The following is a 14,184-nucleotide window of genomic DNA, read 5'->3' as shown; positions in this document are numbered from 1 at the left end:
GAATGAAACTCTACAATCTGAAAGATCATAACGAGCAGGTCAGCTTCGCGCAGGCGGTGACTCAGGGACTGGGCAAAAATCAGGGGCTGTTCTTCCCTCACGATCTCCCTGAATTCCCGCTGACCGACATTGATGAGCTGCTGAAGCAGGACTTTGTCACTCGCAGCACAAAAATTTTGTCTGCGTTTATCGGCGACGAAATCCCGCAGGAGTTGCTGGAAGAGCGCGTACGTGCGGCGTTCGCCTTCCCGGCACCGGTTCAGCAGGTTGAGCCGGATGTGGGCTGTCTGGAGCTGTTCCACGGCCCAACGCTGGCGTTTAAAGACTTCGGCGGCCGCTTTATGGCGCAGATGCTTACCCACATCAGCGGCGACAAGCCGGTCACCATTCTGACCGCCACCTCCGGGGATACCGGTGCCGCCGTGGCGCATGCTTTTTACGGTCTGAAGAATGTCCGCGTGGTGATCCTCTATCCGAAAGGCAAGATCAGCCCGCTCCAGGAAAAACTGTTCTGCACCCTCGGCGGTAACATTGAAACCGTGGCGGTAGATGGCGACTTCGATGCCTGTCAGGCACTGGTGAAACAGGCCTTCGATGATGAAGAGCTGAAAGTCGCGCTGGGGCTCAACTCTGCTAACTCCATTAACATCAGCCGCCTGCTGGCGCAGATTTGCTACTACTTCGAAGCGGTTGCCCAACTGCCGCAAGAGGCGCGTAATCAGCTGGTGGTTTCGGTACCGAGCGGAAACTTTGGCGACCTGACCGCGGGCCTGCTGGCGAAATCCCTCGGGCTGCCGGTGAAACGCTTTATTGCGGCGACCAACGCCAACGACACCGTGCCACGCTTCCTGAAAGACGGTAAATGGGCGCCGAACGCGACCCAGGCGACGCTCTCTAACGCGATGGACGTGTCACAGCCAAACAACTGGCCGCGCGTGGAAGAGCTGTTCCGCCGTAAAGTGTGGCGTCTGGGCGATCTGGGCTATGCGGCGGTCACCGATGAAACCACCAAAAGCACTATGCGTGAGCTGAAAGCGGTGGGGTATACCTCTGAACCGCATGCGGCGATTGCTTACCGTGCGCTGCGCGACCAGCTTAATCCTGGCGAGTATGGCCTGTTCCTGGGGACGGCGCATCCGGCAAAATTCAAAGAGAGCGTGGAAGAGATTCTGGGTGAAACGCTGCCGCTGCCGAAAGAGCTGGCGGATCGCGCTGACCTGCCGCTGCTCTCTCATGAGCTGCCAGCGGATTTTGCCGCGCTGCGTAAGCTGATGATGACCCGAGCGTGATTTTTTGCCCGGTGGCGCTGCGCTTACCGGGCCTGCAACAATCTCAATCGTAGGCCGGGTAAGCGAAGCATCACCCGGCTTTTTTGTGAAGAAAATAAGGAGAAAAATAGCAGGGAAAAAGCAGAAATTCCCAATAAATGCGGTCACTTAGCGTTTAGGATTGCAGAGAATAACATCCCCGGTTCCCCTCACGTAATCTCCTTACATCGGCCCACGTTGGGTAAGAATCATAAGGAGTCACCGATGTCTAAACTGAAACCTGCGCTGATTGCGCTTTCACTGATGCTGGTCGCTCCCATGGCGGTACAGGCATCCGAAATCACCCTGGTTCCGGCGGTCAAACTGCAGATTGGCGATCGGGATAATAACGGCCATTACTGGGACGGCGGCCGCTGGCGCGACCATGACTGGTGGAAGGCGCATTATGAGTGGCGCGATAACCACTGGCGTCCACATGATGAGCATCGCGATCGTTACGATCGTCATGACCACCGCCACGACGATCACCGACCAGGCCCGGACTGGAAGCATCACTAATACAAACCCCGCCAGCAGGCGGGGTTGTTTTTTTACTGTTCGTGGCGCTTAAACACCAGTTCCCCTTTCCCTGACGCTTCCTCGTCAAAGAAATACCCCTCGCTGTTGAATCCGGTGAGCTGCTCTGGCTTCGTCAGGCGGTTTTGAATGATGTAGCGGCTCATCAGGCCACGCGCTTTTTTGGCATAGAAACTGATGACCTTAAACTTGCCGTTTTTCTCGTCAAGGAAGACCGGTTTAATAATTTCCGCATCGAGCTTTTTCGGCTTCACCGATTTGAAGTATTCATCGGAGGCGAGGTTAATCACCACGTTATCCCCCTGCGCGTGCAGGGCTGCGTTCAGCTTATCGGTGATAATGTCGCCCCAGAAATGGTACAGATCTTTGCCTTTGGCGTTTTCCAGGCGGATGCCCATCTCCAGACGATAGGGCTGCATCAGATCCAGCGGGCGCAGCACGCCGTACAGGCCTGAAAGCATACGCAGATGCTGCTGGGCAAAATCGAAATCGGCTTCGCTGAACTCTTCTGCCTGCAGGCCGGTATAGACATCGCCCTTGAAGGCCAGAAGCGCCTGGCGCGCATTCGCAGGAGTAAAGTCAGGATGCCACTCATGGAAGCGGGTCGCGTTGAGATCGGCGAGCTTATCACTGATGCTCATCAGCGAGGCGATTTGCGGCGCGGAGAGCTTACGCGCCTCGTGAATCAGCTGTTGCGAGTAGTCCAGCAGTTCAGGCTGGGTATAACGCTCGGTCGCGAGCGGGCTCTGGTAGTCGAGCGTTTTTGCAGGTGAAATCAGAATCAGCATATCCAGTCCTTGCAGGAAATTTAAGGCGACTTTAGCAAAAAATCGCCCTGAATTGATCGATAGCTGTTATTGCCGCGGCAAATCATCCCACGTGCCGGGCGCAATCTGCGATTTGATTTCGGGATAGCGCGAGGCGTCAAACACCGGCGGAACCCCCAGCTTGCGCTGGCGAAGGTAGTCCCGGGCGATGAGGGTGACTACGGGCGAGAGCAGCAAAATCGCCGTCAGGTTGGTGATCGCCATCAGCGCCATAATCACGTCCGCCAGTTGCCAGACCACCGGCATGCTAAGCAGAGAACCCACGATGACCATCAGCAACATGCCCAGGCGCAACAGGTTGAGCATGGGGCGAGAGTTGAGCTTCAGGAAAATGAGGTTGTTCTCGGCGTAAAGGTAATTGACGACCATTGAGCTGAAGGCGAACAACAGCAGAATGAGCGAAACAAATCCCGCTCCCCAGCCACCGGTAAGGTTCACCAGCGCCTGCTGAAGAAGCTGTATCCCGCCGGCTTCCGTTGAGTGGGAGATTGGGCCTGCCAGCAGCAAGATCATGGCGCTGGAGGAGCAGATAATAATCGTGTCCGTGAAGACTCCAATCATCTGCACAATGCCTTGCGCGGCCGGGTGAGGGGGCCAGGAAGCGGCCGCCGCCGCGGCATTGGGGGTAGACCCCATTCCGGCTTCGTTAGAGAACATACCGCGCTGAAAACCCGCCATCAGCGCCTGGCTAAAGGTATAGCCCAGCGCACCCGAAGCCGCTTCACGCCAGCCAAAGGCGCTGCTGAAAATGGTCGCAATCACATCCGGCACCTGGTCGATATGCAACGCAGCGACCAGCAGGCTGGCCGCAACCCAGAGCAAGGCCATAATGGGAACCAGCCACTGCATCAGGCGGGCTGTACCCTTAAGACCGGTAGAGATGGTCAGCAGTATGCAGAGGGCTAACCCCGCGCCGGTGAGCCATTCCGGACAGGCGAAGGCATAGCGCAGGGCATGGGCGACAGAATTTGCCTGGACGGTGTTGAAAATCAGGCCATAGGCGACGAGTAAGAAAAGTGAGAACAGCACGCCCATCCAGCGCATTCCTAAGCCGCGCGCCATGTACCAGGCAGGGCCACCGCGAAACTGGCCATGATGATCTTTTTCTTTATAGAGCTGGGCGAGAGAGCATTCGGCAAAGGACGTTGCCATGCCGATAATTGCCGTCACCCACATCCAGAAAACCGCCCCCGGCCCACCGGCGCTGATAGCCAGCGCGACCCCCGCCAGGTTACCGCTGCCAAGCCGTGCCGCAAGGCTGGTGCACAGCGCCTGGAACGAGGTTAATCCACCGGGTTGTGGCGTGACGCTGTTTTTCAGACTTCTGCCAAATTTGCGGATATAACGAAACTGGATAAAACCGCTGCGTAACGTAAACCATATACCTGCTGCCAGAAGCAGGTATATCATTATCGAACCCCAGAGCACTTCGTTAATAAAGAAAAAGAAATCAGGCATTAACGTCCCTCATGTTGATGCCAGGGTAAGGATGTAAGCGCTACCACATATTGGGCGTACTGTTACGTAGCTGCCTCTTAATATTCCGAGTTTATCATACATTGGCTAAGCGCACTGTCTGCGGTTGCGCTACCCCTCTGTCGTGTTATCATCAGGGCAGACCGGTTACATCCCCCTAACAAGTAAACCTGTCATTTTTCCGCTGCAGGCATGCTGTCGGTAGCGTGAATTATCCAGGGCACGTTAAAAGAGAAACACTATCATGACGGATAAATTGACCTCCCTTCGTCAGTTCACCACTGTCGTAGCTGACACCGGAGATATCGCGGCAATGAAGCTGTACCAGCCGCAGGATGCCACAACTAACCCTTCTCTGATCCTTAACGCCGCGCAGATCCCTGAGTATCGCAAACTGATTGACGACGCCGTGACCTGGGCGAAAGCACAGAGCAACGACCGCGCGCAGCAGGTTGTGGATGCCACTGATAAACTGGCAGTGAACATCGGTCTGGAGATCCTTAAACTGGTTCCTGGCCGCATCTCTACCGAAGTGGATGCGCGTCTCTCCTACGACACAGAAGCGTCTATCGCGAAAGCCAAACGTCTGATCAAAATGTATAACGATGCGGGTATCAGCAATGACCGTATCCTGATCAAACTGGCTTCTACCTGGCAGGGTATCCGCGCTGCTGAACAGCTGGAAAAAGACGGTATCAACTGTAACCTGACGCTGCTGTTCTCCTTCGCGCAGGCGCGTGCATGTGCGGAAGCGGGCGTATACCTGATTTCTCCGTTCGTGGGTCGTATTCTGGACTGGTACAAAGCCAATACCGACAAGAAAGAGTACGCCGCGTCTGAAGATCCAGGCGTGATTTCCGTGACTGAAATCTACGAATACTACAAACAGCACGGTTATGAGACCGTTGTTATGGGCGCAAGCTTCCGTAACGTCGGCGAAATCATCGAACTGGCTGGCTGTGACCGCCTGACCATCGCACCAGCGCTGCTGAAAGAGCTGGCTGAGAGCGAAGGTACCATCGAGCGTAAACTGTCTTACACCGGTGAAGTGAAAGCGCGTCCAGAGCGTATCACTGAATCCGAGTTCCTGTGGCAGCACAACCAGGATCCAATGGCGGTAGACAAACTGGCTGACGGTATCCGTAAGTTTGCTATTGACCAGGAAAAACTGGAAAAAATGATCGGCGATCTGCTGTAATCATTCTGCGTGACCGGGCTCCCGGTCACGCGACTTCTTTCGTACTCTGTCTGAAATTCCCCTCTGCGTGTATCATTCCCTTTAATCAGTACTTTTTGAATGGAATGGATATGAATACCTTACGCATCGGCTTAGTGTCGATTTCTGACCGCGCCTCAAGCGGTGTTTATCAGGATAAAGGCATCCCTGCTCTTGAAGAGTGGCTGGGTAGCGCGCTGACCACCCCGTTTGAAATCCAGACCCGCCTGATCCCGGACGAACAGCCGATCATCGAGCAGACGTTGTGTGAGCTGGTGGATGAGATGAGCTGCCACCTGGTGCTGACCACCGGCGGAACCGGTCCTGCACGTCGTGATGTGACACCAGATGCTACGCTTGCTATAGCTGACCGTGAAATGCCGGGCTTCGGTGAACAGATGCGCCAGATTAGCCTGCACTTTGTTCCAACGGCGATCCTCTCCCGTCAGGTGGGGGTGATTCGCAAGCAGGCGCTGATCCTGAATCTGCCGGGCCAGCCTAAGTCGATCAAAGAGACGCTGGAAGGGTTAAAAGCGGATGACGGCAGCGTGATCGTCCATGGGATCTTTGCAAGTGTACCGTATTGTATACAGCTACTGGACGGGCCGTATGTCGAAACCGACGACAAAGTAGTAGCAGCATTTCGTCCTAAAAGCGCACGCCGCGAAACAATCTCCTGAAAATAATCATTATGTGACATTAGCTGAAGCTGCTGTGGTGTGCTAAAAGTTTTACGGTATAGTAATTTTTTCTTTACGATAGCTGTAATAATAATTCCACAACACACGCTAAATGGTTCGCTATGTCACATAACACCCGACCTCTGAATCGACAGGACTACAAAACGCTCACGCTCGCGGCACTGGGCGGCGCGCTGGAGTTTTACGATTTCATCATCTTTGTTTTCTTTGCCGCTGTGGTGGGGGAGTTGTTCTTCCCGGCGGATATCCCGGAATGGCTGCGTCAGGTGCAAACCTTCGGTATTTTTGCTGCCGGGTATCTGGCGCGTCCTCTTGGTGGGATTGTGATGGCGCACTTTGGCGATCTTGTCGGGCGCAAAAAGATGTTTACCCTCAGTATCCTGCTGATGGCCGTGCCGACGTTGGCCATTGGTCTGCTGCCAACCTACGCCTCGATGGGCATTCTCGCCCCGTTATTGTTGCTGCTGATGCGTATTCTTCAGGGGGCGGCCATCGGCGGTGAAGTGCCGGGAGCGTGGGTGTTTGTCGCGGAGCATGTTCCGGCGCGCCGCATTGGTATCGCCTGCGGAACCTTAACCGCGGGGCTAACGGTGGGGATTTTGCTCGGTTCCGTCGTCGCGACAATTGTGAATACCAGCATGACGCAACAGGCCGTACACGACTGGGGCTGGCGTCTGCCGTTCCTGCTGGGCGGGGCGTTTGGCCTGGTGGCGATGTACCTGCGCCGTTGGCTCCAGGAGACCCCGATTTTCCTCGAAATGCAGCAGCGCAAAGCGCTGGCACAAGAGTTGCCCGTTAAAACCGTCGTGGTGCGTCATAAAAAAGCGGTGGTGGTGTCGATGCTGCTTACCTGGTTGCTCTCGGCAGGCATTGTGGTGGTGATTTTGATGTCGCCGGTCTGGCTGCAAAAGCAGTACGGCTTTGCCCCGGCGGTGACCTTACAGGCGAACAGTATCGCCACGGTTATGCTCTGCTTCGGCTGCCTGGCCGCCGGGCTGGCTGCGGATCGTTTCGGTGCCAGCGTAACCTTTATCGTTGGCAGCCTGTTACTGGCGGGCTCAAGCTGGGCGTTTTACCATCTGGCCGGGAGTCATCCTGAACAGCTGTTCCTTTTATACGGCGTGGTAGGGCTGTGCGTTGGCGTGGTGGGGGCGGTGCCTTATGTGATGGTTCGGGCCTTCCCGCCAGAAGTCCGCTTCACCGGCATCTCATTCTCATACAATGTTTCATATGCCATCTTCGGTGGACTGACGCCGATTGCGGTTACGGTATTGATGGGCGTGTCACCGCTGGCACCTGCCTGGTATGTGCTGGCGTTGTCGCTGATGGGGCTGGTGTTGGGGATTTGGCTTCGCCAGATGGGAGAATGTCGTGCCCGCGAGGCGGACACGACAGAGGGATCAGTGTTTTTCACCAATCGGTAAAATGGTGCGGTCAAACTGCTCGTTCAGCACTTCACCCATTGCCAGGTAGATAGCGCTTGCGCCGCAAACCAGACCAATCCAGCCTGCAACGTGAACGATGCCTTCGTTGTCCACCAGATGACCAATCGCCAGCAGGGCGAACAGCACGGTCAGGCTCAGGAAGACAAACTGCAGTGCGCGGTTACCCTTGAGGGTGCCGAAGAACATGAACAGGGTGAAGACACCCCACAGGCCCAGGTAAACGCCCAGGAAATGGGCGTTTGCCGCCTCTGCCAGGCCCATTTTAGGCATCAGCAGAATGGCGACCAGGGTCAGCCAGAAGGAACCGTAAGAGGTAAAGGCGGTTAAGCCGAAGGTATTGCCTTTCTTATATTCCAGCAGGCCCGCGAAGATTTGCGCGATACCGCCGTAAAAAATGCCCATCGCCAGGATAATGCCATCCATCGGGAACATCCCGATGTTGTGCAGGTTCAGCAGAATGGTGGTCATGCCAAAACCCATCAGGCCCAGCGGAGCCGGATTAGCCAACTTAGTGTTGCCCATAAGTCCTCAAAAAAATCATCATTAATATGGTGAAATGGTTAAACCCGCGACAGTACTCCCTGAAGGGGCGCGGCATCATAATGGGCGCAAACGATGCCGTCTATGATCTCGTCAGGGTGAAATTAAAATTTTTTTTATCCTTCCCCCCTTGATGGATGACGTTGCGACCCCATCTTGTAAGCAACCGCAGTGTGTGGACCTGAAAAAAATCAAATCTGGGCAGTTGAAAAAGCACGTTCTGCCCTTATTACAGGTACACAACCACATGTTGACTGAATTTTTAGTGGAGACGTTTAGATGGGTAAAATTATTGGTATCGACCTGGGTACTACCAACTCTTGTGTAGCGATTATGGATGGCACTACTGCACGTGTGCTGGAGAACGCCGAGGGCGATCGCACCACGCCTTCTATCATTGCCTATACCCAGGATGGTGAAACTCTGGTTGGTCAGCCGGCTAAACGTCAGGCAGTGACGAACCCGCAAAACACCCTGTTTGCGATTAAACGCCTGATTGGCCGCCGCTTCCAGGACGAAGAAGTTCAGCGTGACGTTTCTATCATGCCTTACAAAATCATCGCAGCAGATAACGGCGATGCATGGCTTGATGTGAAAGGCACCAAAACAGCACCACCTCAGATCTCTGCTGAAGTGCTGAAAAAAATGAAGAAAACCGCAGAAGATTACCTGGGTGAGCCGGTAACTGAAGCAGTTATCACCGTTCCTGCGTACTTCAACGATGCTCAGCGTCAGGCAACTAAAGATGCTGGCCGTATCGCAGGTCTGGAAGTAAAACGTATCATCAACGAACCAACCGCTGCTGCTCTGGCTTACGGTCTGGATAAAGAAGTTGGCAACCGTACTATCGCGGTTTACGACCTGGGTGGTGGTACCTTCGATATCTCTATTATCGAAATCGACGAAGTAGACGGCGAAAAAACCTTCGAAGTTCTGGCAACCAACGGTGATACGCACCTGGGTGGTGAAGACTTCGATACCCGTCTGATCAACTATCTCGTTGACGAATTTAAGAAAGATCAGGGCATTGACCTGCGTAACGACCCGCTGGCTATGCAGCGCCTGAAAGAAGCCGCTGAGAAAGCGAAGATCGAACTCTCTTCCGCTCAGCAGACCGACGTGAACCTGCCGTACATTACTGCAGACGCGACCGGTCCTAAGCACATGAACATCAAAGTGACCCGTGCGAAACTGGAAAGCCTGGTAGAAGACCTGGTGAACCGTTCTATCGAGCCACTGAAAGTTGCACTGCAGGATGCTGGCCTGTCCGTGTCTGATATCAACGACGTTATCCTCGTTGGTGGCCAGACCCGTATGCCGATGGTTCAGAAGAAAGTGGCTGAATTCTTTGGTAAAGAACCACGTAAAGACGTTAACCCGGATGAAGCAGTGGCAATTGGTGCTGCGGTTCAGGGCGGCGTGCTGACCGGTGATGTTAAAGACGTTCTGCTGCTGGACGTTACCCCACTGTCTCTGGGTATCGAGACCATGGGTGGCGTAATGACGGCGCTGATCAGCAAAAACACCACCATCCCAACCAAGCACAGCCAGGTGTTCTCTACCGCTGAAGATAACCAGTCTGCGGTAACCATCCATGTGCTGCAGGGTGAGCGTAAGCGTGCGTCTGATAACAAATCTCTGGGTCAGTTCAACCTGGATGGTATTAACCCGGCACCACGCGGCATGCCGCAGATCGAAGTGACCTTCGATATCGATGCTGACGGTATTCTGCACGTTTCCGCGAAAGACAAAAACAGCGGTAAAGAGCAGAAGATCACCATTAAGGCCTCTTCCGGTCTGAACGAGGAAGAGATCCAGAAAATGGTTCGTGAAGCGGAAGCCAACGCGGAATCTGACCGTAAGTTCGAAGAACTGGTTCAGACCCGTAACCAGGGTGACCATCTGCTGCACAGCACTCGTAAGCAGGTTGAAGAAGCAGGCGATAAACTGCCAGCGGAAGACAAAACTGCTATCGAAGCTGCACTGAGCGCGCTGGAAACGTCTCTGAAAGGCGAAGACAAAGCGGATATCGAAGCGAAGATGCAGGAGCTGGCACAGGCTTCTCAGAAGCTGATGGAAATCGCTCAGCAGCAGCATGCCCAGCAGCAGGCAGGCGCTGACGCTTCAGCGAACAACGCGAAAGACGACGACGTTGTCGACGCTGAGTTCGAAGAAGTTAAAGACAAAAAATAATCGCCCTGATGCAGGGTAATTAATCGGCACGGGCGTAGGAGAACTCTCCACGCCCGTGCTCGCATGTTAAGGGGCTTAAAAAAACCAATGGCAAAGCAAGACTATTACGAGATTTTAGGCGTTCCGAAAACTGCGGAAGAGCGTGAAATCAAAAAGGCGTATAAGCGCCTGGCCATGAAATTCCACCCGGATCGCAACCAGGGTGACAAAGAGGCTGAAGCTAAATTTAAAGAGATCAAAGAAGCCTACGAAGTCCTGACCGATGCACAAAAACGTGCGGCCTATGACCAGTACGGTCACGCAGCCTTTGAACAGGGCGGCATGGGTGGCGGTGGATTCGGTGGCGGCGGCTTTGGCGGCGGCGCTGATTTCAGCGATATCTTTGGCGATGTTTTCGGCGATATCTTCGGTGGTGGCCGCGGTCGTCAACGCGCAGCGCGTGGTGCGGATCTGCGCTACAACATGGAGCTGACGCTGGAAGAGGCCGTTCGCGGTGTCACCAAAGAGATCCGTATCCCGACGCTGGAAGAGTGTGACGTTTGCCATGGCAGCGGTGCGAAAGCGGGTACGCAGCCACAAACCTGTCCAACCTGTCACGGTTCCGGTCAGGTGCAGATGCGTCAGGGCTTCTTCGCCGTCCAGCAGGCGTGTCCGCACTGTCATGGTCGTGGGACGCTGATTAAAGATCCATGCACCAAATGCCACGGCCACGGTCGCGTTGAGAAAACCAAAACCCTGTCCGTTAAAATCCCGGCTGGCGTAGATACGGGTGACCGCATCCGTCTGGCAGGTGAAGGCGAAGCAGGTGAGCACGGCGCACCAGCAGGCGATCTGTACGTTCAGGTGCAGGTGAAACAGCACGCTATCTTTGAGCGTGAAGGCAACAACCTCTACTGTGAAGTCCCGATCAACTTTGCTATGGCAGCGCTCGGTGGCGAAATTGAAGTGCCTACACTGGATGGGCGCGTGAACCTGAAAATCCCAGGCGAAACGCAGACCGGTAAGCTGTTCCGCATGCGCGGTAAAGGCGTGAAATCCGTTCGCGGTGGTGCGCAGGGCGACCTGCTGTGCCGCGTGGTGGTTGAAACCCCGGTTGGCCTGAACGACAAGCAGAAGCAGCTGTTAAAAGAGCTGCAGGAAAGCTTTGGCGGCCCGACGGGTGAGAAAAACAGCCCACGCTCCAAAAGCTTCTTCGATGGCGTCAAAAAATTCTTCGATGATTTGACCCGCTAAATCGTTAGCTGGTAACTATCCTTTAAAAACCCGGAAGCGATTCCGGGTTTTTTGTTTCTTGTTCGAAAGCTCGGTTAAACTGAGTATATATTCAATATTGATCTGTTTTTACCGATTTGTTTGCGCTGATATTATGGTTTTATCGAGGTATTGTTGTAAAAGAGAGAATTAACGTGAAATTACTACACCGTTTCTTTAGCAGTGAAGCATCCGGCGGCGTGATCCTGATTATTGCTGCTGCGGCCGCGATGCTGCTCGCCAACATGGGCATGACGCGCGATCTCTATCACGCATTTCTGGAAACGCCCGTCGAGCTTAAGGTCGGCGCGCTGGAAATTAACAAGAACATGCTGCTGTGGATCAACGATGCGCTGATGGCGGTGTTCTTCCTGCTGGTGGGGCTTGAGGTGAAACGTGAGCTGGTGATGGGCTCGTTAGCCAGCCGCCAGCGCGCAGCATTTCCGGTGATCGCCGCCATTGGCGGGATGGTCGTTCCGGCGCTGCTCTTCCTCGCGTTTGCCTGGCAGGATCCTGTTGCGCGTGACGGGTGGGCGATCCCGGCGGCAACGGATATCGCGTTTGCGCTTGGCGTTTTAGCGTTGCTCGGGAGCCGGGTTCCGGTTGCACTGAAAATCTTCCTGATGGCGCTGGCGATCATTGATGACCTGGGGGCTATCGTCATTATCGCGCTGTTCTACACCAGCGATCTGTCGATTCTGTCGCTGAGCGTGGCAGCAGGGGCGATTGCTGTCCTGGCGCTGTTGAACATTTTCAATGTCCGTCGCATTGGAATTTACATCCTTGTGGGGATGGTGTTGTGGACGGCGGTGCTGAAATCGGGTGTCCATGCCACGCTGGCCGGGGTGATCGTCGGCTTCTTTGTGCCGCTTAAGCCGCAGGAGGGTAAATCACCCGCCAAACAACTGGAGCATGTGCTGCACCCGTGGGTCGCCTTTATGATCCTGCCGCTGTTTGCGTTTGCCAACGCGGGCGTTTCCTTGGGAGGGGTTACGCTGGAGGGGCTCACTTCCGTGCTGCCGCTGGGTATTATTGCCGGGCTGTTTATTGGTAAACCGCTGGGGATCAGCCTGTTCTGCTGGCTGGCGCTGAAGCTTAAGCTGGCATCGTTGCCGAACGGCACAACATTTGGTCAGATTATGGCGGTCGGCGTGCTGTGCGGTATCGGATTTACCATGTCGATCTTTATCTCGACGCTGGCGTTTGGTGCAAACGCGCCTGAGCTGATTATCTGGGCAAAACTCGCCATTCTTATCGGTTCATTACTGGCCGCAGTTATTGGTTATACCTTATTGAAGGTGAAGTTGTCCGGGCAGGTCGTCCAGGCATAACGGAAAACCGGGAGGAGGTCATTCTTCTCCCGATACACTCAGGGAGAGAAGACGCGATGTCTCATTTGAATTACAACCATCTGTATTACTTCTGGCATGTTTACAAACAAGGCTCGGTGGTCGGGGCGGCAGAAGCTCTTTTTCTGACGCCACAAACTATCACCGGGCAAATCAAGGCTCTGGAAGAACGCCTGCAAGGCAAGCTGTTCAAGCGTAAAGGACGTGGCATAGAGCCAAGCGAGTTGGGTGAACTGGTTTTTCGCTATGCGGACAAGATGTTTACCCTGAGCCAGGAGATGCTGGATATCGTCAACTACCGCAAAGAGTCTAATTTGCTGTTTGACGTGGGCGTGGCGGATGCCCTCTCGAAACGGCTGGTGAGCGGCGTGCTGGATGCGGCGGTGGTTGAAGACGAGCAGATCCATTTGCGCTGTTTTGAATCCACACACGAAATGCTGCTGGAGCAGTTGAGCCAGCATAAGCTGGATATGATTATCTCGGATTGCCCCATCGACTCCACGCAGCAGGAGGGGCTGTTTTCGGTCAAGATTGGTGAATGCGGGGTAAGCTTCTGGTGCATCAACCCGCCTCCGGAAAAACCGTTCCCTGCCTGTCTGGAAGAACGCCGCTTGCTGGTGCCGGGAAGGCGCTCCATGCTGGGGCGTAAGCTGCAGAACTGGTTTAACTCTCAGGGGCTGAACGTGGAGATCCTGGGTGAGTTCGATGATGCAGCACTGATGAAAGCGTTTGGTGAGGCGCACAACGCAATCTTTGTTGCGCCGACGCTGTACATGCACGATCTCTATTCAGATAACAAGATTACCGAGATTGGCAGAGTCGATAACGTCATGGAGGAGTACCACGCCATCTTCGCCGAAAGGATGATTCAACACCCGGCGGTGCAGCGTATCTGTAACCGCGACTACTCGGCGCTGTTTACCCCGCCAGCAAACTGAAGGTATAAAAAAACCCGCGTTAAGCGGGTTCTTTAAACAAGCAACAACAAGCGGCGATTAAGCCAGTTTGTTGATCTGCGCGGTCAGGTTTGCTTTATGACGCGCTGCTTTGTTTTTGTGGATCAGACCTTTAGCAGCCTGACGATCCACGATTGGTTGCATTTCGTTAAATGCGTTCTGCGCTGCAGCTTTGTCGCCAGCTTCGATTGCTGCGTATACTTTCTTGATGAAAGTACGCATCATAGAGCGACGGCTTGCGTTGTGCTTACGAGCCTTTTCAGACTGAACGGCACGTTTCTTAGCTGATTTGATATTAGCCAAGTCCAACTCCCAAATATGATCTATGTGGACAATTCAAAGGCCGAGGAATATGCCCTCTTTGCCTTCTTTTGTCAATGGATTTG

The 14,184-nt window shown here is 54.3% G+C and carries 13 protein-coding genes; 9 read left to right on the top strand and 4 right to left on the bottom strand.

The window, feature by feature from the left end; all coding sequences use genetic code 11:
- Window positions 1-2 precede the first annotated feature (2 nt).
- Together thrC and VF709_RS10820 are read left to right on the top strand one after the other, a co-directional pair.
- On the top strand, window positions 3-1,289 hold the full coding sequence (gene thrC / locus VF709_RS10825) for a threonine synthase (RefSeq protein WP_038418659.1): 1,287 nt from the start codon (window positions 3-5) through the stop codon (window positions 1,287-1,289).
- A 243-nt stretch (window positions 1,290-1,532) separates the two neighbouring features.
- Window positions 1,533-1,826 (top strand): DUF2502 domain-containing protein, encoded by a 294-nt coding sequence (locus VF709_RS10820; RefSeq protein ID WP_129252053.1) that lies wholly within the window; start codon window positions 1,533-1,535, stop codon window positions 1,824-1,826.
- A gap of 32 nt (window positions 1,827-1,858) precedes the next feature.
- Here VF709_RS10820 and yaaA read toward each other — a convergent pair whose 3' ends face one another.
- The gene (gene yaaA / locus VF709_RS10815) at window positions 1,859-2,632 is read right to left on the bottom strand and encodes a peroxide stress protein YaaA (protein WP_013095513.1); all 774 of its coding nucleotides are present in this window, start codon (window positions 2,630-2,632) and stop codon (window positions 1,859-1,861) included.
- Window positions 2,633-2,698: 66 nt separating this feature from the next.
- On the bottom strand, window positions 2,699-4,129 hold the full coding sequence (locus VF709_RS10810; protein ID WP_029882677.1) for an alanine/glycine:cation symporter family protein: 1,431 nt from the start codon (window positions 4,127-4,129) through the stop codon (window positions 2,699-2,701).
- 262 nt (window positions 4,130-4,391) lie between these two features.
- Between VF709_RS10810 and tal the strand changes: the two genes are divergently transcribed.
- The 3 genes from tal (at window position 4,392) to VF709_RS10795 (ending at window position 7,488) form a co-directional block, all read left to right on the top strand.
- On the top strand, window positions 4,392-5,345 hold the full coding sequence (gene tal / locus VF709_RS10805; RefSeq protein ID WP_013095515.1) for a transaldolase: 954 nt from the start codon (window positions 4,392-4,394) through the stop codon (window positions 5,343-5,345).
- Between the two features lie 110 nt (window positions 5,346-5,455).
- A complete protein-coding gene (gene mog / locus VF709_RS10800; protein WP_013095516.1) occupies window positions 5,456-6,043 on the top strand; it encodes a molybdopterin adenylyltransferase in 588 nt (195 codons plus the stop codon).
- Window positions 6,044-6,165: 122 nt separating this feature from the next.
- Window positions 6,166-7,488 (top strand): MFS transporter, encoded by a 1,323-nt coding sequence (locus VF709_RS10795; RefSeq protein WP_440231546.1) that lies wholly within the window; start codon window positions 6,166-6,168, stop codon window positions 7,486-7,488.
- On the opposite strand, the gene satP is transcribed toward VF709_RS10795, so the two are convergent.
- On the bottom strand, window positions 7,465-8,031 hold the full coding sequence (gene satP, locus VF709_RS10790; protein WP_013095518.1) for an acetate uptake transporter: 567 nt from the start codon (window positions 8,029-8,031) through the stop codon (window positions 7,465-7,467). The two genes, VF709_RS10795 and satP, sit on opposite strands and share 24 nt — an antisense overlap.
- Before the next feature lie 297 nt (window positions 8,032-8,328).
- On the opposite strand from satP, the gene dnaK reads away from it, so the two are divergent.
- From dnaK to nhaR, 4 genes are all read left to right on the top strand, one after another.
- Window positions 8,329-10,242: a molecular chaperone DnaK gene (gene dnaK / locus VF709_RS10785; RefSeq protein ID WP_013095521.1), complete on the top strand. Its 1,914-nt coding sequence runs from the start codon at window positions 8,329-8,331 to the stop codon at window positions 10,240-10,242.
- A gap of 87 nt (window positions 10,243-10,329) precedes the next feature.
- The gene (gene dnaJ, locus VF709_RS10780) at window positions 10,330-11,475 is read left to right on the top strand and encodes a molecular chaperone DnaJ (RefSeq protein ID WP_014830600.1); all 1,146 of its coding nucleotides are present in this window, start codon (window positions 10,330-10,332) and stop codon (window positions 11,473-11,475) included.
- 173 nt (window positions 11,476-11,648) lie between these two features.
- Window positions 11,649-12,824 carry a Na+/H+ antiporter NhaA gene (gene nhaA, locus VF709_RS10775; RefSeq protein WP_029882679.1) on the top strand — a complete coding sequence of 392 codons (1,176 nt, stop codon included), beginning with the start codon at window positions 11,649-11,651 and terminating at the stop codon, window positions 12,822-12,824.
- Window positions 12,825-12,880: 56 nt separating this feature from the next.
- Window positions 12,881-13,780: a transcriptional activator NhaR gene (nhaR, locus tag VF709_RS10770; protein WP_020688469.1), complete on the top strand. Its 900-nt coding sequence runs from the start codon at window positions 12,881-12,883 to the stop codon at window positions 13,778-13,780.
- Between the two features lie 57 nt (window positions 13,781-13,837).
- On the opposite strand, the gene rpsT is transcribed toward nhaR, so the two are convergent.
- On the bottom strand, window positions 13,838-14,101 hold the full coding sequence (gene rpsT / locus VF709_RS10765; protein WP_003856458.1) for a 30S ribosomal protein S20: 264 nt from the start codon (window positions 14,099-14,101) through the stop codon (window positions 13,838-13,840).
- Window positions 14,102-14,184: the final 83 nt, after the last annotated feature.

Source organism: Enterobacter sp. Lyrl_3, from assembly GCF_051948675.1.
In the GTDB taxonomy this organism is placed as follows: domain Bacteria; phylum Pseudomonadota; class Gammaproteobacteria; order Enterobacterales; family Enterobacteriaceae; genus Enterobacter; species Enterobacter cloacae.
This window is presented reverse-complemented; position numbering and strand designations above follow the sequence as displayed.